This window comes from Fluviicola taffensis DSM 16823 (assembly GCF_943372375.1).
In the GTDB taxonomy this organism is placed as follows: domain Bacteria; phylum Bacteroidota; class Bacteroidia; order Flavobacteriales_D; family Crocinitomicaceae; genus Fluviicola; species Fluviicola taffensis_A.
In genome coordinates this window covers 91,660-116,610 of sequence record NZ_CALRYJ010000007.1, presented here as the reverse complement: position 1 = coordinate 116,610, position 24,951 = coordinate 91,660, and the positions used below count along the sequence as shown (strand labels likewise).

17 protein-coding genes are annotated in these 24,951 nt (G+C 40.8%); 10 read left to right on the top strand and 7 right to left on the bottom strand.

Features of this window, described 5'->3' with window-relative positions; genetic code table 11:
• Positions 1–85: 85 nt before the first annotated feature.
• Both AAG807_RS11545 and rpoN read right to left on the bottom strand, forming a co-directional pair.
• Positions 86–745 (bottom strand): hypothetical protein, encoded by a 660-nt coding sequence (locus tag AAG807_RS11545; RefSeq protein ID WP_341903869.1) that lies wholly within the window; start codon positions 743–745, stop codon positions 86–88.
• Complete coding sequence (rpoN, locus tag AAG807_RS11540; protein WP_341903867.1) at positions 745–2,196, bottom strand: RNA polymerase factor sigma-54; 1,452 nt, start codon at positions 2,194–2,196, stop codon at positions 745–747. Before rpoN ends, AAG807_RS11545 begins: the two co-directional genes overlap by 1 nt.
• A 196-nt stretch (positions 2,197–2,392) precedes the next feature.
• On the opposite strand from rpoN, the gene AAG807_RS11535 reads away from it, so the two are divergent.
• The gene (locus tag AAG807_RS11535) at positions 2,393–6,400 is read left to right on the top strand and encodes a T9SS type A sorting domain-containing protein (protein ID WP_341903865.1); all 4,008 of its coding nucleotides are present in this window, start codon (positions 2,393–2,395) and stop codon (positions 6,398–6,400) included.
• Positions 6,401–6,453: 53 nt separating this feature from the next.
• On the opposite strand, the gene asnS is transcribed toward AAG807_RS11535, so the two are convergent.
• The 5 genes from asnS to AAG807_RS11510 all read right to left on the bottom strand — a co-directional run bounded on the left by asnS (position 6,454) and on the right by AAG807_RS11510 (position 13,552).
• Positions 6,454–7,905: an asparagine--tRNA ligase gene (gene asnS, locus AAG807_RS11530; RefSeq protein WP_341903863.1), complete on the bottom strand. Its 1,452-nt coding sequence runs from the start codon at positions 7,903–7,905 to the stop codon at positions 6,454–6,456.
• 175 nt (positions 7,906–8,080) lie between these two features.
• A complete protein-coding gene (locus tag AAG807_RS11525; RefSeq protein ID WP_341903861.1) occupies positions 8,081–8,986 on the bottom strand; it encodes an AEC family transporter in 906 nt (301 codons plus the stop codon).
• A 70-nt stretch (positions 8,987–9,056) separates the two neighbouring features.
• Entirely contained in the window at positions 9,057–11,015 is a 1,959-nt protein-coding gene (gene dxs / locus AAG807_RS11520) for a 1-deoxy-D-xylulose-5-phosphate synthase (protein ID WP_341903858.1), read from the bottom strand.
• 333 nt (positions 11,016–11,348) lie between these two features.
• Entirely contained in the window at positions 11,349–12,383 is a 1,035-nt protein-coding gene (locus AAG807_RS11515; RefSeq protein ID WP_341903856.1) for a hypothetical protein, read from the bottom strand.
• Positions 12,383–13,552, bottom strand: coding sequence for an iron-containing alcohol dehydrogenase (locus AAG807_RS11510; RefSeq protein WP_341903853.1), 1,170 nt, complete (start codon positions 13,550–13,552; stop codon positions 12,383–12,385). Before AAG807_RS11510 ends, AAG807_RS11515 begins: the two co-directional genes overlap by 1 nt.
• Positions 13,553–13,871: 319 nt before the next feature.
• On the opposite strand from AAG807_RS11510, the gene AAG807_RS11505 reads away from it, so the two are divergent.
• The 9 genes from AAG807_RS11505 to AAG807_RS11465 all read left to right on the top strand — a co-directional run bounded on the left by AAG807_RS11505 (position 13,872) and on the right by AAG807_RS11465 (position 24,709).
• Positions 13,872–15,095 (top strand): hypothetical protein, encoded by a 1,224-nt coding sequence (locus AAG807_RS11505; RefSeq protein ID WP_341903850.1) that lies wholly within the window; start codon positions 13,872–13,874, stop codon positions 15,093–15,095.
• 24 nt (positions 15,096–15,119) lie between these two features.
• A complete protein-coding gene (locus AAG807_RS11500; protein WP_341903847.1) occupies positions 15,120–16,424 on the top strand; it encodes an amidohydrolase family protein in 1,305 nt (434 codons plus the stop codon).
• A gap of 144 nt (positions 16,425–16,568) precedes the next feature.
• Positions 16,569–17,174: a TetR/AcrR family transcriptional regulator gene (locus tag AAG807_RS11495; RefSeq protein WP_341903844.1), complete on the top strand. Its 606-nt coding sequence runs from the start codon at positions 16,569–16,571 to the stop codon at positions 17,172–17,174.
• Positions 17,175–17,185: 11 nt separating this feature from the next.
• Positions 17,186–18,445, top strand: coding sequence for a TolC family protein (locus AAG807_RS11490; RefSeq protein ID WP_341903841.1), 1,260 nt, complete (start codon positions 17,186–17,188; stop codon positions 18,443–18,445).
• A 12-nt stretch (positions 18,446–18,457) separates the two neighbouring features.
• The gene (locus AAG807_RS11485) at positions 18,458–19,549 is read left to right on the top strand and encodes an HlyD family secretion protein (protein ID WP_341903840.1); all 1,092 of its coding nucleotides are present in this window, start codon (positions 18,458–18,460) and stop codon (positions 19,547–19,549) included.
• On the top strand, positions 19,549–21,129 hold the full coding sequence (locus tag AAG807_RS11480) for a DHA2 family efflux MFS transporter permease subunit (protein ID WP_341903837.1): 1,581 nt from the start codon (positions 19,549–19,551) through the stop codon (positions 21,127–21,129). Before AAG807_RS11485 ends, AAG807_RS11480 begins: the two co-directional genes overlap by 1 nt.
• A 180-nt stretch (positions 21,130–21,309) precedes the next feature.
• A complete protein-coding gene (locus tag AAG807_RS11475) occupies positions 21,310–21,888 on the top strand; it encodes an RNA polymerase sigma-70 factor (protein ID WP_341903835.1) in 579 nt (192 codons plus the stop codon).
• Positions 21,885–22,835 (top strand): FecR domain-containing protein, encoded by a 951-nt coding sequence (locus AAG807_RS11470; protein WP_341903833.1) that lies wholly within the window; start codon positions 21,885–21,887, stop codon positions 22,833–22,835. The genes AAG807_RS11475 and AAG807_RS11470 overlap by 4 nt, the downstream gene beginning before the upstream one ends.
• On the top strand, positions 22,823–24,709 hold the full coding sequence (locus tag AAG807_RS11465; protein WP_341903830.1) for a hypothetical protein: 1,887 nt from the start codon (positions 22,823–22,825) through the stop codon (positions 24,707–24,709). The genes AAG807_RS11470 and AAG807_RS11465 overlap by 13 nt, the downstream gene beginning before the upstream one ends.
• Positions 24,710–24,951 lie beyond the last annotated feature (242 nt).

Below are 24,951 nucleotides of genomic sequence, written 5' to 3'. Positions count from 1 at the left end.
GGTTGTCATCAAGTGAAACAAATTTAACAAAAAAGACTATTTTTTGTCATCGAACTTAACAACAATAGCAAAGATTCTTTAAATCCTAATAATAAGCAAAGAAGAATTTGATTCCCAAGACAAGACCTGTAAATCCGATTGCAAAACCCACTACCAGTTGAGTTAAGGTATGGAGTTTCAGATACATTCTGGCAGACATGACTATTCCACTGGCGATGAATGCAAGAATCAGGATCCACAATGGGAAAATGAGCATTTTGCTATAGTACATGTATAGGAATCCGGTCAAAATACCCATTCCTGTGGCGTGAAGGGAAACTTTCCAACGAAAGGTAAGAATGGTACAAACAATGACTGAAATCAATGATCCCAGGGATAATCCGAATATGAATCGCGCTCCGGGAAGAAACTCCGGAACCTTAAAAAGGAGAATCGTCAATAACGAAATTCCGAATAGCACGACCATGATTGATGGAACAATGCGTTCTGTTCTTTTTTCCATCATAACGGAACTCACAGAACCCCTGGTTTGAAGAAAGAGAACAGTTAATGCCGGAGCAAGAAATGAAAAGGAAGTGAAGAGATACATGAAAAATTCCTTCGCCCTCGGATCCAGTGAAAACAGACTTTCACCTTGGTAAAAATCAGCTTCCCAACTTTCAACATACATGGCTATAGCCACCGCATAAACCGGAGTAAGAAGTGGTAAGAAAATCCATGAAAGAACCTTGGAGAAAATCTTCATTACAATTCTTTTCGTAAGCGTGCAACCGGTACATTCAATTGCTCCCTGTATTTTGCAATGGTTCTTCTGGCAATATTGTATCCCTTATCGTTGAGCAGCTTTGCCAAATGTTCATCCGTTAAGGGTTTCTTTTTGTTTTCTGCTTCAATGGCATCTGTTAAGATCTTCTTTACTTCTCTTGTAGAAACCTCTTCACCTGAATCGGTTGAAAGGGACTCGGAGAAAAAGTATTTCAATGAATACACCCCAAAAGCCGTTTGAACATATTTTGAATTTGCAACGCGGGAAACAGTAGAAATATCAAGACCTACGATTTCTGCAATGTCTTTCAAAATCATTGGTTTCATATTCGTTTCATCTCCTGTTAAGAAGAATTGATACTGATACATCATGATCGCATGCATGGTCGTAAACAAGGTCTGCTGACGTTGACGAATTGCATCAATGAACCATTTTGCACCTTCCAACTTCGTTTTCACGAACAAGAGTGCATCTTTATCTGATTTGGATGTTTTTGCACCTTCTCCGTAACTTCTGAGTAATTGTTCATATTCCTTCGAAACTTTCAAGTCCGGAGTATTTCTGCCATTGATTGACAACTCTAATTTCCCATCAAATTCCGCAATCATAAAATCCGGAATGACTTGTTGGATACTTTTTGAATTGTCTTTCAACGAACCTCCTGGTTTGGGATTCAATCGAATGATCGCATCAATTGCTTCTTTCAGATCTTCATCCTCAATTTCCAATTTCTTCTGAATCTTGTCGTAGTGCTTTTTCGTAAACTCTTCGAAATGATCTTCCAAGATTTTTCGCGCAGTAAACAACGTGATGTTTCCTTCCTGAATCCGCTCAATCTGTAGCAACAAACATTCTCTCAAATCACGCGCACCAATTCCAGCCGGATCTAATTCCTGAACAATTTTAAGCACATGCTCTATCTCGGATTCGGTGACCATTAGATTCGAAGAGAATGCTAAATCATCCACAATCGCATCCAATTCGCGATTCAAATACCCTGATTCATCCAAATTCCCAATAATGGTATCTGCAATTTGAAATTGGGTATCATCCAAATCCAATAAGTGCAATTGTTCCGTCAATTTATCCTGAAAAGATGAGTCTACAGAAAGTGGAACTCCTCGCTCTTCATCATCCTTACTCTTATTGTTTACCTGTGTTTTGTAATCCGGAGTATCGTCGTCGAAGTAATCACTGATATCGAAATCGGTATCAAATTCGTTTTCATCATCCTTGTAATCGTCTTCCGGATCGTTATCATATTCATCGACTTCTTCAGCTCCTTCATCCAACGCAGGATTTTCCTCCAACTCTTGTTTGATGCGTTGATCCAATTCCATAGTCGGAACCTGCAACAACTTCATCAATTGAATTTGCTGAGGAGAAAGTCTTTGTTCCAGTTTCTGGGTGAGCTGCTGTCGTAATGCCATAGTTGCCCTAAATATTTATCCAAATATAAGCTAAATAGGCGGATTTAATTTTTAAAACACAGGAAAGTTAACGGATTATTTATCGAATTCAACTCATTAACTCTTCTGCAAGAAAGAGGAAGCTTTGCATTGAAATCCACCAAAACATCTAGTAAAATAGTTTACTTTTGTCGAATACATTTGATTTTAAACTGCCATGAAAATCGTTCTTCTCCTTTGTTCAGCAATCTTTTCATTCAGCAATCTATTTAGTCAGATTTCGACGTTTCCTTATTCGAATCAATTTGAAACCGCCTCAGAAATGACTTCGTGGAGTGCAGTTGCTGTTTCGGGAGCAAATCAGTGGCAGATTGGACAACCGAATTTCGGTGCTTTTTCAAGTGCGCATTCTCCGATAAACGCTTGGGTAACGAACCTAACAGGTGATATGGCGCCCAATACTACCTGCTATATTCAAACTCCTGAATTTGATTTGTCGGATGTAACACACCCTAAAATTCTTAGTTTTTACCATGCTATGCAAGGAGGGAATATCATGCGCAAACTGGAATATTCTTTAGACGGAGGGACGACATGGAATTTATTGATCAATGCCGGATCACCATCCTATAATTGGCAAACAGCTGCAGCCGGTTTTTATTCTTCTAGTTCCGCTTTTCAATATTCGGTCATCTCACTGGCATTTTTACAAGGATCTCCTTCCGTAACATTCCGTTTTCTGGCACAAAACAATATGGCAAGCCTTCGCGGATGGATGATCGATGATTTTGTTATCCGTGACCAGCAAATCGATCTAACTGCTACTCCGGATCTACCCATATTGGGTCTAAGTCCGAATTTTACAGAATTCACGGTAAAATACAACCGCATTTATACTGGTGAATACAATCAGGGCATCAACTTCCAGACTGCTTATTATTGGTCGAATGACACCATTTTAGATGCCGGAGATATTTCACTTGGACATGAAGGACAATTTGTGCTCACTACGAATACGATTTTATTGACAAAGATTTTGCCTTTACCACAAGGATTAAATCCCGGAACTTATTACGTGTTTTATGTGCTCGATACTTCCAACGTCGTTCAGGAATACAATGAATTGAACAATGCTAATTTTACCCGGGTGGAGGTTGATCCCATTTTCCAGGTTTTGGATGATGATTTCGAAGGAGGCAGTTTTTGGAAAATTCAATCAGTCGGCTCACCCGAACCATGGCACTTAGGCGATCCGAATGGAAGTTATAGCGAAAATGCACATTCAGGAGATAGTTGCTGGTTTCAGGATTTGAATCCGAATCTGGCAATAAATGCATTGACCATAGAAAGTCCATATGTGGATCTCACAGGAAGCCCTTCCAATTCGATCTGTTTTTGGTATAAATCTTATCATTACAACCTTGCAGTTGTCATGCCCGGAATTCAAGGCCCAACAGTGAGTTATCCTATTTTCGGAAGTAGTATCTCTACTACTCCATTGCCACGTCTTGATGGTTGGGAATGTCATTGTACGGATCTGGCTGCTTATTCTACACAAGCCAGTACTAAAATCCGGATACAGGGATTGAATGCCCAATCTTGGTATAACACAGCCATGATAGACCGTTCGGCAATTGATGATATTTATATAGGCCCTACAAAATGTGATGCTTCAATTGAAAAGGAACTACTGCATCGTTTTATGCCTAATTCATTGACCATTGACACTTTGCATTATCACCTATTCAACTCTGGGTTGGCTGACCTGCCACCGACAGAAACACATTTTTACTGGTCTAATGATTCTATTTTGGATTCGGGCGATACCGATTTGGGATCCAATTTCGAACCACAAGTCGGAGATACGACATTTGTTTCAAGAACATTCACCTTTACGAAACCGACAACAGTACCGGGTAATTATTACATTTTTTTTAAAACGGATGCAAACCAGGTAGCAGATGAGATGCGCGAATGGAATAACGAAGGTTATTTTGAATTTGCAATGGATTCGCTTAGAAGTTTACCCTATGAGAACGATTTTGAAAATAACATCTCCGGTTGGAGCAGTACCTCATCTTTGTTTGAAAATGATTGGAATTGGGGAGCTGCTAATGGAAATGGAAACACTTTGGACACCTGTTTTTCCGGAAATAAGGCTTTTATCACCAACTCGAACGGAAACAAATTAAGCAGTTTCTCCAGATCGCATTTATTTTCGCCTGTTTACAACTTGGCAGAATTGGCTAATCCCGTTCTGGAGTTTGATCTTTTAGCTGATATGCACAATAGTACATCCAACCAATCCCTAGCAACAATTCTCTATTCAGTTGATGGCGGAATGAATTGGAAAGCGTTATTACCTCTGAATGAATCCTATAAAGAAATGATGCGCCAGACTACTTATGACCCATTAGTTGGAGTGGATGGGAATAATCTAACTTATTCAATCATTCAATCTGCTCCCGGTTATATCGGGTTTACGAATCATGAAATGGCATTCATTGCTGATAATGATGAATACCAGTCGCGTTTATATGACGATCACACTCATTATGCGATGGATTTAAAACCTCTTGGAGATCAATTTATTCAGTTCATGTTCGCCACGAATGTATTGGTCAATACAGATTCTCTGGAACTTGAAGGATTACTGCTTGATAACTTTAAGATTACGGAGAAGAAAATTGATTTAATGATCCCCACACAGAAAAAAATAATGGCATCCGGAACCGATAAATACTTAGGTTTCTATTTCCATGTAAAGAATAATGAAAATTACATCAGTAACCCATCCCAATTAAAAGTTTACCTGAGTGTTGACACCATACTAAATGCGGCAGATAATTTGGTAGCCACCAAGAGCCTTAACGCAATTAAGCCTTTCGAAAAGAAGATTGTCGGTATTAGAAAACAGATGCCTGCCAGTTATTCCAGTTATAATTATGTGATTTGTCAGATTGACCCATTGAATGCCAACACAGAATCTAATGAGACAAATAATTTCCATGTATTTGATCTCGCAATGGACTCAAACGTGAATTATCACTATCCGCTCCATTATCAATTTGAGGAAACTTATATTGATGGGTGGAATCAGTACAACGATTCAACGGGTTATTCAGATGGAACATTCAGAACACAGCTTGTAACCGGTGATTATGTCACTGATGCTGCATCCGGCGAATGGTTTATGGATTATATGAACGTTTGGGGAAGCGGATGGCAAAATCTGTATTCCATTTATTACTTAGAATCTCCTTCTTATAATTTCAGTCATGTCGATCAGTTGAAGATTGAATTCGACTTCCGAAGTTTTGGAACTCAAGCCAATTCTCCAAGCGAAAACGGATCGAACTTATCTTATTCGATTGATGGTGGAAACACTTGGAGTGTACTTACTGCTAACCAACTTACTCAGGCTCTGAATTGGTACAATTCTCCCAATATTCCAAATCTGGACCAACAGCCAGGTTGGGGACTCATTCCTAATTGGACACATGCTTCCGCAGAAATGAGTTTTCTAGAAGGGCAGCAAAATGTGAAATTTCGCTTTGCACAACGCGCAAATTATAATAATGGAGGTATGCTAACCGGCTTTAGAATGGACAACTTTAAAATTAACGGAAGAACCTTTGACCTGGAAGCATACAATGAGCCTGAGATCTACATTCCTATGATTCCATCTTCGTTCAATACACAATACTCCATTGCAAATTTGGGGAATTCGAATCTTCCGTCCGCCGTTACAACATTCTTCTGGTCGACAGATTCCATTTTTGATACCGGAGATTCTTATGCGAATCAATTTACAGACGGACCTTTACCGGTTGGAGATACAGCCACATTTTCCCGGTTCGTAAGCTTGCCAAATCCGATTCAACAGGCTACCTATTACCTTTTTCACCGAGTTGACGGGGTTTGGGCATATAATGAAACCAATGAGTTAAATAATGAAGGTAGAATGAAAGTGATCATTGATACAACCGGTTTGGGTTTAAAAAATCCTGAAAACTCCTTTGTGAAAATATATCCGAATCCGGCGGAAAACCTCTTGTTTGTCGAAACCAATAAAGAATCATCGGTCGAATTAATCGGGTTGGACGGAACTCTCATTTATCAGGATGAAATTTCCGCTCATCATCAGATTGATGTATCGCATTTGCAGAGTGGAATCTATTTTGTGCGAATAGGAGGTTCGAATTACAAATGGACAAAACTATAATAAACTAAAAAGGCTCAGAAATTCTGAGCCTTTTTCACTAATATATTTCCTGCTTAAAATTCCGCATTTTGTGGCGTTCTTGGGAATGGAATTACATCGCGGATATTTGTCATACCCGTAACGAACATCACCATGCGTTCAAAACCTAATCCGAAGCCTGCATGTGGAACCGATCCGAAGCGACGTGTATCCAAATACCACCACAAATCTTCTTCGTGAATTCCGAAATCGGCACATTTTTTCTTCAACACATCTAAACGTTCTTCGCGTTGGGATCCGCCAACCATTTCACCGATTCCCGGGAATAAAATATCCATTGCGGCAACAGTTTCCTTACCTGGTTCACATCCGTCGTTTGCACGCATGTAGAATGCTTTGAATGATGCAGGATAATCCGTAATGATCACCGGGCGTTTGAACTCTTTTTCTACCAAATAACGTTCATGCTCCGATTGCAAATCAGTTCCCCAATTCACATCGTATTTAAATTTTTTCTTTTTGTAATGGTTCGAGTTCATCAAAACATCAATCGCTTCCGTATACGTGATTCGTTTGAAATCATTCGTGGTAACAAACTGAAGTCGCTCGATCAATCCCAATTCATTGCGTTCGTTTTGCGGTTTGGATTGTTGCTCCTGCGCTTCACGCTCATTCAGGAATTTCAAATCATCCGCACAATGCTTCATCACGTAATCACAAATGTATTTCAGCATGTTTTCTGCCAAATCCATGTTGTCGTGAATATCATTGAAAGCTACTTCCGGCTCAATCATCCAAAACTCAGCCAAGTGACGAGACGTATTTGAATTCTCTGCACGGAAAGTTGGTCCGAATGTATAGATCTGACCCAAAGCCAAAGCTGCCAATTCGCCTTCCAACTGACCGGAAACGGTTAAATTCACCTGTTTACCAAAAAAGTCTTCTGTATAATTTACCGACCCGTCTTCATTCAACGGCGGATTCTTTGCATCCAGGTTTGTTACACGGAACATTTCTCCTGCTCCTTCCGCATCCGAACCTGTGATGATCGGCGTGTGGATGTAATAGAATCCCTGGTCGTTAAAGAATTGGTGAATGGCATAACTTACCGCATGGCGCACTCTGAAAACCGCTCCGAACAAGTTTGTTCTGAAACGCAAATGTGCTTGCTCACGCAAAACTTCCAAACTGTGTTTTTTCGGCTGTAAAATGGTTTTCTGAACATCGTCCGGATGAGCTTCACCGATGATCTCAATTTCAGTAACCTGCAATTCAACAGCTTGTCCACTTCCTTGCGACTCAATTACAACACCCGTCAATCCAACAGACGCAGCCGTTGTGATTTTCTTTAAAATTGCCTCGTCAAAATTCTCAAAGTCAACTACCGCTTGTAAATTATTGATGGTAGAACCGTCATTCAATTGAATAAATCGGTTGCTGCGAAATGCACGCACCCAACCTTTCACAAGATACTTTTCCCCGACTTTCGGTTGACTTAATAAATCAGCAATTTTTGTTCGTTTCATGTTGTTTTTCTATGAATGCAAAAATAGGAAGAAATTTGAAAGAGGAAAGGATTGATTTTGGTGACGATTTGGGCTTCTTCAGTTCACGCAGATTTCGCTGAAAACGCAGATTTAATAGCTTATTACTTAGACAAGTATATCATGAATCTGCAAAAAGAAGCTAATGTCCGTTTTATTAAACAATTGTTTCCAGAACCAAATACCAAACTCCACTCGTAATAAACGAAAGCAGAATCGTCATAAACACAATCAAGTTACTCAATCGTGGATTCAATCCGAATTGATCATTCAGAATTCCGGCGCTGATCATCGTTCCCATTGAAGCCTCAAAAACAGAAATTTTTGTATTCATTTCACCGGTTTGAAAAGCGAAAGCCAATCCAAGAATAATCAACGGTGAAAGAATCAGTTTATAGATTGAAGCGGCCAAAATGGGTTTCAGTACGTCGCGCATTTTACCCAATTCAAACTGCAATCCAACTGAGAAAATAGCCAAGGGAGAAAGTGTTGCCGCCAAAGTGGTCACCAATGGATTAATGGGTTCAAAAGAAACAAAATGAGGTAAGATCAATGCAACAATAATAACTAAGAAAGGCGGAAATTTAAGTAGTTTCAAACTGATTGTCCTGAAATCCGCTTTTGCTGTTCCTGAAGCCCGCATGGCAACAATAGATGCAAATACTGCTAACACGAAAAAAGACATTTGATCCGTTACTGCAGCTATCGACAGGTATTTTTCGCCATAATAAGCTGAAATTAACGGAAAACCTATGAAGGAAGTGTTTCCCAACCCGGTTACAATCCAAAAAGCCGCTTTTGTTTTACGGTCGAAATGAAAGCGTTTGGAAAGCAATTCAGTAAGTAACCAGGCTCCAAACCAGCAAATCAAAGGTGTTAGAAGTGGAATCAACAGATCGCTCGACCAGGTGATATTCGGAAGGTACTTGAGGGTAGCAGCCGGTAGAGCTACATAAATAATCCAAACATTGATTCCCTGATGACTTCCTTTTGCAAGGATGCTTGTTTTACGAAGTAAAAAACCGGCAAGAAAACAGACAGCTATCAGGACAAAATTTGACATATTACCCCAAAATTAGGGCTTATCAGCGAATTGAAAGAGAAATAAATTGCTAAAAAGCTATAGCTGGTTTCTAACCCACCTCACTCTTAGGAGTTTGCTCTTCAGAAGAAGATATCTGGAGGATTTCTTTCACTTTCAGGGCAATTGCATTCGCATCAAAACCACAATCCGCATGCAGTTCTTCAGGAGTTCCATGATGAACGTATTTATCCGGAATCCCTAAGCGAACCACTTTTGAGTGATAGTTGTGATCGACCATAAACTCAATGATTGCCGAACCAAATCCACCCATGACACAACCATCTTCAATGGTGATCACTTTATCAAATTTGGAGAATACTTCATGCAATAAGGTTTCATCCAATGGTTTTACGAAACGCATGTCGTAATGCGCAACAGAAGCTCCGGTTTCCTTCAATGATTGAATCGCATCCTGGGCAAAATTCCCTACATGACCAATTGTAACTAATGCAATATCTTCGCCATTGGTCACTTTTCGACCCTGTCCGATCGGAATGGCTTTCATCGGAGTTTTCCATTCCGTCATCACCCCATTTCCACGTGGATAACGAATAGAGAACGGTCCATGGTTTTCTGCCTGAGCCGTAAACATCAAATTACGCAACTCTGCTTCATTCATCGGTGCAGAAACGATCATATTCGGAATGCTGCGCATATAGGCAATGTCATAAGCTCCATGATGTGTTGCTCCGTCAGCTCCAACCAATCCACCGCGATCCAAACAGAAAACAACGGGAAGGTTTTGCAAAGCCACATCATGCAATACTTGATCATAAGCACGCTGCATGAATGAAGAGTAAATATTACAAAACGGAATCAATCCCTGCGTGGCTAAACCTGCTGAAAAAGTGACGGCATGTTGCTCCGCAATTCCCACATCAAATGCGCGATCCGGCATTGCTTCCATCATGAAAGTCAATGAACAACCCGTTGGCATTGCAGGAGTTACTCCCATTACATTCTCATTTTGCTCGGCCAATTCCACAATCGTATGTCCGAATACATCCTGGTATTTCGGAGGTTGTGGTGATTTTGGAACAATCTTCACAATTTCTCCTGTTTCCTTATTGAAAACACCGGGTGCATGCCATTTGGTCGGATTTCCTTCTTCGGAAAACTTATATCCGGCACCTTTTCTAGTGATACAATGCAAAATTTTAGGTCCCGGAATATCTTTCAAATCTTCCAATACTTTCGCCAAACTGATAACGTCGTGCCCATCTACCGGTCCAAAATAACGGAATTTGAGTGATTCAAATAAATTACTTTGTTTCAGGATGGATCCTTTTAAAGCTGTTGAGATCTTTGAAACGACAGATTGTGCATCGGGTCCGAATTTGCTCACTTTTCCAAGCAATTTCCACACCTCATCTTTTACCTTATTGTAAGTATGTGAAGTGGTGATATCTGTCAGGTATTCTTTCAATGCTCCCACATTCGGGTCGATGGACATGCAATTGTCATTCAGAATAACCAATAGATTGGCATCCTTTTCAAATCCTGCATGATTCATTCCTTCGAATGCCATTCCTGCTGTCATCGCCCCATCCCCGATTACGGCAATGTGCTGCCGATTTTTTTCTCCTTTGTAACGACTTGCAACAGCCATTCCCAAAGCAGCAGAAATAGAGGTGGACGAGTGACCGACACCAAAGGTATCGTATTCGCTCTCGGAACGTTTTGGAAATCCGGAGATTCCTCCTTTTGTTCTATTTGTATGAAAAACTTCTCTGCGACCGGTCAGGATCTTATGTCCGTAAGCCTGATGACCGACATCCCAAACCAACTGGTCATCCGGTGTATTGAACACATAATGCAAAGCAACCGTCAATTCCACAACCCCCAAACTTGCGCCAAAGTGAGAATTTCCAATTTCAGAAATAACGTCTATGATGTATTGGCGCAATTCATCGGCAACTTGTGGCAATTGTTCCACACTCATTTTATCCCTTAAATCCTGAGGGATAACGATTTGTTCCAACAAGGGTCCTGCTTTATATGGATGCATAAAATCAGAGTTCAATATTCAAAGTTACGTCTTCGTTCTTTGGTTAACAAACAAACGAGGGCTTTATTTTGTCCGGATTTGAATTTAACTATTTTTCGGAAATAATAGCGTAGAAAGTATAAACCAAAACAAATGTCATTTACCGCAAATGCACAAATTATTGGCTCGGCTAATGCTTACGCTGAAGCTTCAGCATAGGCGCACCGCACTCGCTTTTGAGCATAAGGATTAAATAATAAATCCATACATAAAGTAAGGAGGTGACTGGTAAGTGCCTCAAATATTTGGCATTTGTGGTGAAACAAAAATGAATGTAAATTGCAGTTTTCTTGCCTACACCATATCCCAACCAGCCACAAAAATTGGCTTCGATCGCAATTCATCCATCTTCAAGGGGTTCTTTCGTAAAACAACCACATCCACAATAGGTTGCGGTGTCATTTTATGAAACAATCCCCAATCAACGTATTGGCGACTTTCTCTCCAAAGTGACTCCCGTCTGTCAACAAACCACAGCATCATATTCACTTTTTCCGCAGCTAAGATTCCTTCCAGTAAAGCTGATAGTACGCCCGGATCATTGTCCTTGATCCAAAGTGATTCCGGAACCAGAAAACTGTGACTTTTGGGTTTTACGATACGACGTATTCCCGGGGTGATAGTGATCAACTTGGTGAAAATTCCACCTAAAAGACCTGGTAAACGTTCAATCACCCAATTGGCTTTGGTCACTTTAACAAATCCTGTTATTTCACCTGCATGGTTAAAATACCCGTAGAACGGACCTTTCTTTGCATGATGTTCCACGAAATAAGCGTGTGAATGCGATACTTTAGCCAAACATTCATTGATCTCATCTTCCGATTCAATTTGTTTGACATGTGCAACGCTGCGTGGTTTGGTACGACTGAATGACTGCGAGATCAATTGTGCTTCTGTGTGGAAACCGAATTGTTCAGACATCCATTTACTGCGGTCATTTGCCGGGTCGATATAGGCGTAAAAAGCATCTGGTGCTTCGCCTAGTTTTCCATCGAAAATTTCATCAAAAAAACTCGCCATTTCCATTTTCAGGCGGGAATTGCTTTTAGGAACACGATTCACATTCTTGGATGCCTGTTTCTGATTGGCAAATGCAAAATAACGCACATACCATTGTTTCCCGCGATCACATAAGGTCAGATTTCCTTGCACTTTTCCATCCCTTTCCAAAGAGATAAACAGGGGATTATCCGCATCATGTATGCGTGTTGGTGTGTCCAGATGCTTATAACGCGCACCATTTGTACCCAAAGTTGTTTGAGTCAATAAATCCAACAAAGCAGGAGTTGCTTCCCTACGAATGGTGTATCTGTCTGAAAGTCCCATCAAATAGCTTGATTAACAATGTATTCTGCTTCCTTCGGGGTTAAATCCTTATTCTCCCCAAGTCCTAACCAGCCTCGCTGAACAAATCGGTCATGCACCATTTTAGCCGTGTCATGATAATCGTTCGTATATTCCGAAATACGTGTCTTCACACTCAACTTATGAAAAAACGCTTCCGTTTTTGCAATTGCTTTTCTGGCAATCTGATCATCCGAACCTTCCAGGTTCCAAACGCGTTTTCCGTATTGTGTCAGTTTTGCTTTTTTGCTTTCAAATTTCACCTCATACAACCTCGGAGCAATGATCGCTAATGATTGTGCGTGGTCGATTCCATGTAAAGCAGTCAGTTCGTGACCGATCATGTGCGTAGCCCAATCCGTGGTGACCCCACAGCGCAAAACACCATTCAATGCCTGATTGGCGCACCACATCAGGTTTGCAGCCAAATCATAATCAGCCGGGTTTTCCAAAACCTTTTCCCCGATTTCAATCAAAGTGGAAAGAATTCCTTCCGCATACCGTTCCTGCAAGAGATTCTCTCCTTTAAAAGTCAGGTATTGCTCCATCGTATGTGTATATGCATCAATTACTCCGTTGGCAATCTGGCGTTTTGGCAAGGTCGCAACGAAAGTCGGGTCCAATAATGCAAACTTCGGGAAGAACAATGGTCCGCCCATCGTTCGTTTCTCTTTCAATTCGGAACGACTGATCACCGCCCCTGAATTCGATTCGGATCCTGTTGCCGGGATAGTCAGAATGCATCCGAAAGGAACGGCAGATGTAAAAACAGATCCTGGAACTTGAGTTAATACTTCCCATGGATCACCGGCATAATTTACCGCTCCGGAAATAAATTTCGCACCATCAATTACAGATCCGCCACCAACAGCCAGCATATAACCAATCTGATGCTCACGGATATATTCCACCGCTTTCATTAAGGTGGTGAATTCTGGATTTGCTTCAATTCCTTTAAAAAAGTGCAATTCCAAATCGCTCAATTCAGCTTTCAACTTGTCTAAAAAGCCCGATTTTTCAATGGATCCTCCACCCGTTAAAACAATCACTTTTCCATCAACCGCCTGTGTTTTGAGCAACTGAGAAATACGTGGTAATTGATCTTTACCAAAAACGACCGTCGTTGGAGTTGTTATTTCAAAATTGTTCATACACTTCTTTGATTTCTAAAATTAAAAGGATTGTAAAGATACAAAAACAAGCTGTTATTTTAAATGAAAATGACATTTTAGCATGTTTCATTTTAGCTCGATTTTAAAATTGATACTTCGAATAACACGTTTTCTGTTTCAACTAACTATTTATTTTCAATTGTTTTGATTATCAATCATATAGAATTAAAAATTTACAAAAAAATAATTTAAAAATCGAACTCACGTTATCGATTATTTTATATTTTTGGTTCAACTTATTTATGGAATTTAATTTTCAAACCACTCACTTGGTTCTAACCTTCAATTATTCACTGCTATGGATTTTGCCAATAACAACATTCTCCTCATTTTAATTTCGCTGGCATTTATTTATGCCGTTTTGAGTATTCTCGTATCCATTTTGACAGAATGGTGGAATTCTTATTCAAAAGAACGCGGAATTTTCCTAAAGGACGCTATTTATAAATTATTGAAAGATCCCCTAAATAAAGATTACGGCTATCTGTTCTATAATCATGTCACCATTGCCGGATTAAAAAGTGCGAAAGATAAAAATCCTCAATACATTTCTTCCCGCATGTTTGCTGAGGTTTTGATTGATGTTATTGCTCAGCAGGCTATTCATGAACGAAAAGTTCAAGTTGTAATCGGTCCGGAGGGAGCAAAACAATATCAAATAGACAGCACTGAAATTCCTGCTGATATACTTAAACGCTTTCAACTGGGAATCAACAACATGAACACCAGCCAGTTTTCCGATTTAATGCAATCGTTTTTAGATAAGTCCCTAAATGACAAATCCGAACTTGATTACTCCAAATTAAAAACACATATAGAACAATGGTTCAATGATTACATGGATCGTGTTTCGGGTTGGTATAAAACCAAACAGCGCAAAAAATTTCTCTTTGTAGGATTCGTTGTTGCCATTTCGCTCAATGTAGATAGTTTACACCTAATAAAGGTCTTGAGTCTGGACGACAATCTGAGAAATAGATTGGTCGCAAGTGCGGAACAAACAGCAGATAACCTGAAAAAAGATTCCCTGGCACGAAACAATTTGAGTTTAATCCTGAAATCTGTTGAAATAGTCAGATCCTCTAAAGACACCGCCAATAATTCGGATGATTCAATTAAACGCGTTAAAATTAGCAATCTGATAAAATCAATTGACAGCTCGAACCTGGAAGCTAAAAGAAACCTGTATCAATTGGACAGTGCAATCAATCTGGTTTCAGAACTCAATATTCCTATCGGCTGGTCTTCTGCAACCGCTCCCCTATCCTGGTTAAAATGTAATAAAACCAAAACAGCTACAGACAGTCTTTCTAAACCTCAAGCCGGCAGCAAATCCGGATTGGTAGCTTACTTGAAAAACCGGAACAGTACTTCCGGAGGCGGGAATTTTTGGAGGTATCTTATCGGAATCATTATTTCCGGAGTTTCATTAAGCTTTGGTGCGCCATTCTGGTTCGAAATACTTGTCAAATTCGTCAATATCAGAAGATCAGGCAAGGTTCCTGAAGAAAATAAAAAATAAACAGGCAAAACCTTAAAATAACACATGATGAAACAGTACCCGTTTTCAAATATTCATGCACATGTTTTTAACAGTGAATGTGTTCCTGATAACTTCTTGCGTATTCTGCCATTTAAAGTGGTGCGCCGCATGCCAAAAGCGATTAAAGTAATTTTGGATAGTAAATGGGCACGGAAACTGATTGTCGGATTCTCAAAAATTGCCTCCAAAAAAGACAGTAATAAGCGAAACAGCTTTGATAAATACATTGCCTTCCTGAATGTTGCCACTCAACGCAAACAACTCGATGTCTTTGAATTGGAATTTGAAGTGGGGAAGCAGTACGATTCTCAGGTTCGAATTGTCGGATTAACGATGAACATGGATTTTATGGACAATCGATTCTCCAGCCGTCAAATCTCATTTGAAACCCAATTGGAAGCAGTTAAAGACATCAAAAGATATTACCCAAAAAATTTCTTCCCGTTCTTAGGAATTGATCCGCGCCATAAATCAGGAATGGATTTGGTGAATTGGTCCAAATCGTATTTTGAAATGGGACTTCAAAAGGATGGAATGGTTTTTCCGTATTTTTCAGGCATCAAATTGTACCCGGCTTTAGGATTTTTTGCCTTTGATCCGCGATTGGATGAGCTATATGCTTATTCCGAAGCAAATCAATTACCTATAGTGACCCATGTAACACGCGTCGGATCACAATATATCGGAAGTAAAATCACAGAATTGATTCCTTTGAAACCATCCATGATCTTACCCGAAAATCCATCACAAGAAGTTTTAACTGCACGGGACAATATTTACACCCGGATTCAAATCTACTATGACCAAAAGTGGGTCATTGACAATAAACAGGGAGACAACGATAAAGCTTGTGACCTATTCACTCATCCGGAAAACTACATTCCGCTTTTGGAAAAATTTCCCCGGCTGAAAATCTGTCTAGCCCATATGGGTGGTTCCAATGAACTAATTGACAAAAGTGATAAAGATCCGGATTTGAAACAAATTCGTCGCTTTGACAGCCAATTGTGGTGCGATAGGATCCTGGAAATGATGGTGCATTATCCGAATCTGTATACAGATATCTCATATACATTGAGTGATTTGGATGACAAAGATATCCGAGCAGCAATTGTTCGGTTCCTGAATACCTCAGATAATCAAGGGCAGCCTTTGGCAAAACGCGTATTGTTCGGAACAGATTTCTTTATGACTGAACAGGAAAAATGCGAAAGTGATCTATACAAACTTGCAAAAGAAGAACTCGCTGATTTCCATGATTTGCTGACACGGGAAAATCCACAGGAATTTTTACGTCAACCCGTTTAGTTTACATCCCAAACTAAAATATCTGATTTACAGATTGTTAAATCTTATTAAGTAATTTTTTTCAATTCAAGTAGCGTGAAATAAAATTAAGTACGTAGTTTTGCAAAACAGTTTAACCATATGGTTAAACTTAATAATTAAACTATGGGATTAAAAGATTCAACAACGGAAGAAAAAATCTTGGAGGCTGCCAAAGAGGTTTTTATGAAGTATGGTCTTTACGGTGCACGCATGCAGGATATTGCTGACACAGCGGGAATAAACAAAGCATTACTTCACTATTACTTCCGAAGCAAAGAGAAATTATTTGACGCTGTTTTTGACGGAGCATTGGAAAAATATTTCTCTCAAATGACTGTTATCGGAGAGAAGTCCATTCCGATCAAAGAGCGTTTGATGCTTTATGTGGACAACATGTTCGAGTTCTTTACCGAATACCCTCAAATGTCGATGTTCATCATCAAGGAGATTTCCATCAACCCGGAGATGTTTCATGAAAAGGTGAAACACATCAAACAACAAAAAGCTTCCTTGATTCCATCCCTGGAAGAAGCATTTGAAAAGGGCGAGCTGAAGCCTTTCGATCCCGTAATTTTCATGGTTAATCTGCATTCTCTTTGCGCTTATCCATTTTTGGCGTCTCCGCTTTACAAGGTAATCCTGAAAAAACACGGATACAACTGGGATATTGAGGCAAAAGACCAAATCAAACAATCCGTCAAAGAGTTCATTTCCTTCAAACTTCAATAACACAAACAATTATGCGCAAATTACTTACAGTACTAAGCATTGCTACAGCAGGGATTGGGTTTTCGCAAAACTCCATTTCACTGGACTCGTGCATTTCTTGGTCCAAGAAAAACTACCCATTAATCAAGCAGAACGAAATTACCCTACAACAGACAGAACAAAATGAAAAAGGAATCCGTGAAAACTGGCTACCTAAACTTTCATTCTTAGGACAGGCAACTTACAATACAGAGGTCGTTCAATTCGATTTCCCGGGAATGGATTTGAAGTTTCCTCACGATGCTTATTTGACCTCCTTAAGCTTAGAGCAAACAATCATCGATGGTGGACTCACAAAATCGCAACACAGCGTAGAACAATTGAGTTCTGAATTGACCATTCAACAAAATGAGGTGGAGCTTTATAAATTGGTTGAACGGGTAAATCAATTGTATGTCAATGTACTATTAGGTCGCGAGAATTTGCGAATCCTGGAACTCTACAAAGAAGACTTGTCGAACAGAGCTAAAAACATGAAGGCCGGGGTTGACAATGGATTGGTACTATCCAGTTCATTGGATGAGTTAGAAGCAGAAATCCTGAAGACTGAGCAGAACATCATCGAATCCAAGTTTCAATTGGAAGGACTTTACAAGACAATGACACTCTACATCGGCAAACCGGTTGATGAAAACACGGTTCTTGCAGAAACTCCAATTGGAGGAACAGCCGCACGAATTGAAATTCAACGTCCGGAAATGAAAATTTTCGATCTTCAAGCGAAGTTGTTGGACGCACGTTTCAAACAGATCAATGTCAATGCAATTCCAAGAGTAACTGTTGGAGCTGCAGGAAACTACGGTCGCCCGGGTCCAAACTTCATTAACCAGGAATTGCGTTTCTTCGGAAGTGCAAACCTGACCGTTCGTTGGAACATCAGTTCTTTGTACGGATTGAAAAGAGAGAAAACGAAAGTTGAACTGAACAAAAGCCTGATCGACATTCAAAAAGAAGCTTTCTTATTCAACATCGAGTCTTCTCTGAATACACAAACGGCTCAATTAAGTGCGCTTGCCCAGATGATCGAAAAAGACGATGTGATCATTGAAAAAAGACACAGCGTCACAACCACTGCAACATCACAAATGGAAAATGGCAAGATCACCGTCGTAAACTATTTGTCTCAATTGAATGCTGAACTTCAAGCAAAACTCAACAAGAAAGTTCACGAAATCAGACGAATGAATGCCATTTCAACAATCAACGCAACATCAGGTTCAATCAAATTTTAATTCAAAACACTCATGGAAAAGGAAAACAAAAAAGAAAAAAAGGGAAAAGGCTCTAAAATGAAATTCGTTGTTGGAGGTATCGTAATAGCAGTTGTCGTGGGAATCGTGATTTTCATGATGGGCGGAAACACGCAATCAACGGATAATGCACAGTTAGACGCAAACATCATTCCTGTTCGCACATCTATTTCAGGATATGTCAAAGAGGTCTTGTTTGAAGACAACCAGGAAGTGAAAAAAGGTCAGTTATTAGTAGTTATTGACGACACGGAATACAAGGCAAAAGTAGCTCAGGCGGAAGCAGCTTTGGAAAATGCAAAAGCAAACTTAGGTGCAATGAAAAGCAATGCAATGGCTTCCAACCAAAGTGCAAGTGCTGCCATGTTCTCCACTGAGTCAACACAAGAGACTATCAACTCGGCGAAAGCAAAATTGAATAAAGCAAAAGAAGACAACAAGCGTACAAAAAACATGTTCGCGGCAAAAGCAGCAACACAATCGGAACTGGATAACAGCAACGCGGAATTGGAAGTTGCCCAGGCTACATACGACTCCGCATTGAAACAATTGAAAGTGTCGCAATCGCAATCTGCAGGAGTCAGATCTCAGGCAATGGGTCAGGTATCGATGATCTCTTTGGCTGAAGCAATGATCCGTCAACGTGAAGCAGAATTGAAATTGGCTGTTACACAATTGGATTACGCTACCATTGAAGCTCCTTGTGACGGAATCGTTTCAAAAAGAAGCATTGAAGTGGGACAATATGTTTCAACAGGTCAGTCGGTTTGTTCTGCAATTGACAACACCAGCCTTTGGGTAAGTGCAAACTTCAAGGAAACACAATTGGAAAACATGCGAATCGGTCAACCGGTTGAAATCAAAGTTGATGCATATCCGCACATCAAGTTATCCGGTAAATTGAATTCATTCGTAGGTGCAACAGGAGCAAAATTTTCCTTATTGCCTCCTGATAATGCAACCGGAAACTTCGTGAAAATTGTACAGCGTGTTCCGGTAAAAATTACGATTGATCATTTGACGAAAGAGGAATTGAAAATCCTTTTCCCCGGATTAAGCGCGTATGTATCTGTAAAAGTTAACTAATGACAGGAGCTCCAGCTTTAAAAACCCCTATCGTTTATCCGACGGGAGCAGAAAAGTGGATCTTGGTCATCACGGCAATCAGTTGTGCCATTCTCGAGTTACTCGATACAACCATTGTAAACGTTTCATTACGTGAAATCAGTGGGAATGTAGGTGCAACAACAACGGAAATTGCTTGGGTCGTAACGGCTTATGCTATTTCAAACGTGATCATCATCCCACTGACGAGTATGCTCAGCGACTTCTTCGGTCGTCGAAATTACTTTACCGGCTCCGTTGTGATCTTTACGATAGCGTCTCTGATGTGTGGTCTTTCCACCAATCTTTGGACACTTGTTTTCTGGCGATTCGTGCAAGGTTTAGGTGGTGGTGGTTTGCTTTCAACAGCACAATCCATTATCATCGGAGCCTTCCCTCCGGAAAAAATCTCTACAGCGAATGCTATTTTCGGGATGGGACTAATCCTTGGACCAACCTTCGGGCCAACTCTAGGTGGTTACATCACGGATAATTTCTCCTGGCATTGGATTTTCTTCGTGAATATTCCAATCGGAATTACTGCAACTATCTTAAGTTTCCGCTATGTGACCAATCGACCCGGGGCCGTCAAGCCCAGGAAGATCGACTGGTGGGGAATCTTGTTCCTGGTCATGTCGGTCGGTTCGATCCAATACGTTCTGGAGGAAGGAACCGCTGAAGACTGGTTTGAAAGTCATGAAATCACTGCAATGACCATTATTGCGGTGGCGAGTTTGGCTGCTTTCATCATTCGGGAATTAAAGATTGATTACCCTGCAGTGAACATCCGACTGTACAAGAACTACAACATGATCATGGGTTCCATTATGAACTTCTTACTCGGGTTGATGCTTTTTGGGACGGTGTTTATCTTCCCCTTGTTCGTACAAATCTCACTGGGTTGGACAGCTACTCAAACGGGTATGTTTATGATTCCTGGGGCACTTTGTACAGCCGTCGCCATGCCATTGGTCGGTCGATTGCTCGGAGGTGGAATGAATCCGAAAACGGTTATCCTCTTCGGAGTTGGAATGACTTTCACTTTCGTGATGATGCTGGCATTCTCTTCACCCGACTCTTCGGAAAGTAATTTCTATTTACCATTCGTATTGCGTGGTTTCGGAATGGCCTTTATGATGTCTCCGATTCTTTCCCTGGCAGTTCAAGGATTGAATCCGAAGGATATGCCACAGGCTATCGGTTTGGCAAACATGATCCGTCAGCTGGGTGGATCGGTTGGGATTGCTTTGATCAATGTGTATCTGACAAACACCAACGCCTTGGTTCGCGGAAACATGATCGGTTACATCAATCAATACAGCGATGCCGTTTCCGAACGCATTCAATTGCTTACTCAAAATTTCCTTTCAAAAGGATTCGATTCGGTTCAAGCTACTGAAATGGCCAATCGCCAAATGGAAGGACTGATGACCAGACAACAGATGTTGATAAGTTACAACCACGGATTCTTCATGGTTGCCTGCCTGATCCTGATCTGTATTCCTGTCGTATTCCTGATCCGCTACAAAAAAGGTGCGAAAGCAGTTGTGGCAGATCACTAAGTTTGAGTTACACCCCAATAATAAAAAGGAACCTTCCTTTCGATGTGAATAGGCATTGGAAAGAAGGTTTTTTTATGTCCTACCACTTTTGAAATTAGACCATTTCAAAAAAATCGCTATCCCAATAGGGGTAAATTGATTCTCGGTTGTCTTAAAATAAAAGATGATAACTTTGCCCTAGTGAAATACACCGGGGTGGAAGAAAAACAAGTGATAACACAAGTTGTGACAGGAGATTTAAACACATTTGAAATGGTATTTCGCGATTATTATAAACCGCTGGTTCGCTATGGCAGCACCTTTCTGAAAGATTCAGATGAAGCGGAGGACGTTGTTCAGCAGGTTTTCGTTTCTCTTTGGGAAAAGCGGACGCAATTAGATATTCATACCTCTATCCGGGCAGTTTTATACAAGTCTGTTCAGAATGCCTGTTTGAATAAGATCAAACATTTGAAAATTCGCGCTGGTTATGCAGAAGACTTAAAAGCGACAGTTGTTCAACATGATTCTTCTGATCCGGTCCAGGTGAATGAACTCAATGAACGGATTCAAGTGGCAGTGGAAAATATGCCCGAACAATGCGGACGCATCTTTAAAATGAGCCGTTTTGAACAACTGCGTTATCAGGAAATTGCAGACCAATTAGGCTTGTCGGTGAAAACCATAGAAAATCAAATGGGGAAAGCCCTCAAAATTGTACGCGAAGAGTTGAAAGACTATTTGCCATTACTCATCCTTTTTTTCATTCAAACTTTATGAAAATAGTACATGACATGGATGCGCTGATTGGCAAATTCCTCACAGGCGAAGCGAGCCCCGAAGAAGCAATGTTCCTGGAAGACTGTGTTGCTGAATCAAGTGACAATAAAACGTATTTCGAACAAAGTGCCTTAGCTTTCGGTTTGGTAGAGCAAGCCGTTTCAACAGATACTGCCTGGACAAAAGTTCAGGGGCAACTAGCACAAGCTCCGGTTCGAAAACTTGCTGTCGGATGGATCTCTGCCGTTGCTGCCATACTGATCCTCTCTTTCGGAGCGGTTATCTATCTGATGAACTCAGGCGGGGAAACGACTGTTTTTATTGCCGGAAAGGGAAAAAAGAATATTGAACTGAATGACGGAACGGATATTCAGCTGGCAGCCCATTCCAGTGTGGAATTGTCGGCGGGTTATGGAAAGAAAGACCGTTCGGTAACACTGAAAGGTTCCGGTTATTTCTCTGTAAAACACAGCGAGAAGCTTCCGTTCATCATTGATGCCGGACCGATTCATATCAAAGATCTCGGAACAAAGTTCGATGTGAAAACAGCCGACGACACCATTTATGTCCGCGTGGATGAAGGGATTGTGGTCATCTATGACAACAAAGGGATGCAACTCACGCTTCATGCCAATGAAAGTGCTCATTATGTTATTTCCAGCGGGGAGCTGAAACTGGATATTCTGACAGAGGACCTGAAAGCAAAGTATAAAACGATCATATTGGATGATCAGCGATTGGAGGACGTGGTTCTCATTCTCAACAAAACCTATAAGGTGAACATTCGAATTGATAATCCGGAGTTGAATAATTGCCGGATCACGACGGAATTTTTGAATGAAGAATTGGAGACCGTTTTAACAGTGATCTCTCAAACACTCGAAGTCACCATCATCAGGGAAAAGAATAATGGATATCTGATTAAAGGAATGGCATGCAACCAATGATCCGTTTTTTAAGTATTGTTTCCCTTTGCTGTTTTGCCGTTTTTCAATCAAACGCGCAAACTCCTTATTTGGAGAAGGATGTTATTATCCGATCTGGAACCTATGCATACGAAGAATTATTCAAACTGATCTCGAACCAAACCGGAGTAGTGTTCTCGTATACCGGTTTCGACGACAAGCAACGAATATCGGTAAAGTTTGATAGACAGCCTCTTCGGATAGTTTTGAATACCCTTTTCAATAATGGAAATTGTACCTGGAAACTGAAAGGGAAATACGTGATCGTGAATTGCAAATCGGTGACCAAACCGAAGCCGGAGAATGCGGTTGCAAGTAAATCAACGATCGTTGTGAACGGCTACATCCTGAATGCGGAGGATTCAACGGAAATTGTCGAATCCAGTGTCTATCTGAGGCAGCCTAAGCAATCGGCTATCACTAATGAATATGGCTATTTCAACATGTCGTTCCCGAAAACTGCCGATGTACTTTCGATTTCGGTAGCAAAGGAAGATTTTAAAGATACCACCGTTGTGATCGTATCGAAACAGCAGAATACACTTGTCATTTACCTGCAGCCAAAATCGGCGCCCATAAGTGTCCTAATGAATGATTCTATCCGGGTAACGCTTTCTATTGACTCTGTGAAACCGGCAGAAACTTTGATTAAGGACACGACTCCGGTTATAAGCCCGTTTTGGAAACGATTCGGAGAGCGTCGTGCAAACCTGAGAAACATTTCTGACACCTTATTCACCAATGTTTCGTTTTCATTGTTCCCACCGATCAGTACCAACCGCCTGCTTTCGGTGAATACCGTGAATAAATTTTCATTTAATCTACTGGTTGGTTCATCCAAGGGAATTGACGTTTTTGAATTGGGTGGTTTGGTCAATTTCGATTACGGAAACGTGAAATATGTGCAGATTGGCGGCTTGGCTAACCTGGTTTCAGGAACATCGACCGGAGTGCAGGTAGGAGGTTTGATCAATACTGTTGGAAAAGAGGTGAACGGGGTTCAGGTTGCTGGTTTAGTCAATCTTGATCGTGGGAAAGTGAAGTCCGTTCAGGTTGCCGGAATTGCCAATTTGGTGAAGGACACAGTAACTGCCGTTCAGATTGGTGGAATTGCGAATTTGAACCATTCCTATACGAAAGGAGTTCAGGTAGCAGGGATTTACAATCATTCAAAAAATGTATTTGGAGGTCAGATTGCCGGAATTGCCAATGTTGGCGATACGGTTTCCGGAGCTCAGATCTCCGGATTGGTCAATTCTGCCCGTGTGATCCATGGTTTCCAGCTTTCGGGGTTACTCAACAGAGCAGGAAAGGTCAAAGGGTCACAGCTTGGATTCCTCAATGTGGCCGATTCAATCACCGGAATACCGGTCGGATTTTTAAGTTTTGTAAAAACCGGATACCACAAAGTGGAGCTTGCCTCGGATGAGAATCTACTGACCACTCTCAGTTTCCGGACCGGTGTGGATGCGTTCCACAATATACTCCTGGGTGGAGTACAAATTGCCGGAGGACGTTCCTTGTGGACCTTTGGTTACGGAGTGGGATCCGCCGTTCGACTAGGAAAGAAATGGTATTTGGATCTGGACCTGACGGCGCAGCAACTGTATTTAAATAACACCACCTTTAGCTACAACCTACTGACGAAAAGTTTCATAGGGATTGAATACCGCTTTGGAAAGAACTTCAGTATTGCCGCCGGACCAACTTTGAACTGGTACAGCAGCGAAACTACCGACCCGGAAATGGATCCCATCTGGAGTAAGATCAGTCAGAAAACCCTTGAGAATTCCGTTGCTGGTAATTATTCCAATCAGTTGTGGATTGGTGCAAAACTTGCTTTGCGGTTTTTTTAGATTTGAACCACCTAGATTTTATTTTTGTTTCCTTGGAGGGAAATTAAAGTTTCCTCCCTTGAGAAGAGTCCGTCGCGGCGGATGAAGGCGTAACAACGACAAACGTCAGTGCGAAAGTTGTAAGGAGGACTAAGGAGGGTGGCTTACCTATCATCAATCCCTCCACCCCTCTTGATCTCCCCTCAAGGGGAGAAACCTAAAATTCGTTTTTTTTCAAAAAACACACCATCAAATAGGGGTAA

What these genes read in the sequence shown, in the direction of transcription:
- AAG807_RS11545 (WP_341903869.1), bottom strand. Translation starts at nt 745, where the DNA reads ATGAAGATTTTCTCCAAGGTTCTTTCATGGATTTTCTTACCACTTCTT.
- rpoN (WP_341903867.1), bottom strand. Translation starts at nt 2,196, where the DNA reads ATGGCATTACGACAGCAGCTCACCCAGAAACTGGAACAAAGACTTTCT.
- AAG807_RS11535 (WP_341903865.1), top strand. Translation starts at nt 2,393, where the DNA reads ATGAAAATCGTTCTTCTCCTTTGTTCAGCAATCTTTTCATTCAGCAAT.
- asnS (WP_341903863.1), bottom strand. Translation starts at nt 7,905, where the DNA reads ATGAAACGAACAAAAATTGCTGATTTATTAAGTCAACCGAAAGTCGGG.
- AAG807_RS11525 (WP_341903861.1), bottom strand. Translation starts at nt 8,986, where the DNA reads ATGTCAAATTTTGTCCTGATAGCTGTCTGTTTTCTTGCCGGTTTTTTA.
- dxs (WP_341903858.1), bottom strand. Translation starts at nt 11,015, where the DNA reads ATGCATCCATATAAAGCAGGACCCTTGTTGGAACAAATCGTTATCCCT.
- AAG807_RS11515 (WP_341903856.1), bottom strand. Translation starts at nt 12,383, where the DNA reads ATGGGACTTTCAGACAGATACACCATTCGTAGGGAAGCAACTCCTGCT.
- AAG807_RS11510 (WP_341903853.1), bottom strand. Translation starts at nt 13,552, where the DNA reads ATGAACAATTTTGAAATAACAACTCCAACGACGGTCGTTTTTGGTAAA.
- AAG807_RS11505 (WP_341903850.1), top strand. Translation starts at nt 13,872, where the DNA reads ATGGATTTTGCCAATAACAACATTCTCCTCATTTTAATTTCGCTGGCA.
- AAG807_RS11500 (WP_341903847.1), top strand. Translation starts at nt 15,120, where the DNA reads ATGATGAAACAGTACCCGTTTTCAAATATTCATGCACATGTTTTTAAC.
- AAG807_RS11495 (WP_341903844.1), top strand. Translation starts at nt 16,569, where the DNA reads ATGGGATTAAAAGATTCAACAACGGAAGAAAAAATCTTGGAGGCTGCC.
- AAG807_RS11490 (WP_341903841.1), top strand. Translation starts at nt 17,186, where the DNA reads ATGCGCAAATTACTTACAGTACTAAGCATTGCTACAGCAGGGATTGGG.
- AAG807_RS11485 (WP_341903840.1), top strand. Translation starts at nt 18,458, where the DNA reads ATGGAAAAGGAAAACAAAAAAGAAAAAAAGGGAAAAGGCTCTAAAATG.
- AAG807_RS11480 (WP_341903837.1), top strand. Translation starts at nt 19,549, where the DNA reads ATGACAGGAGCTCCAGCTTTAAAAACCCCTATCGTTTATCCGACGGGA.
- AAG807_RS11470 (WP_341903833.1), top strand. Translation starts at nt 21,885, where the DNA reads ATGAAAATAGTACATGACATGGATGCGCTGATTGGCAAATTCCTCACA.
- AAG807_RS11465 (WP_341903830.1), top strand. Translation starts at nt 22,823, where the DNA reads ATGCAACCAATGATCCGTTTTTTAAGTATTGTTTCCCTTTGCTGTTTT.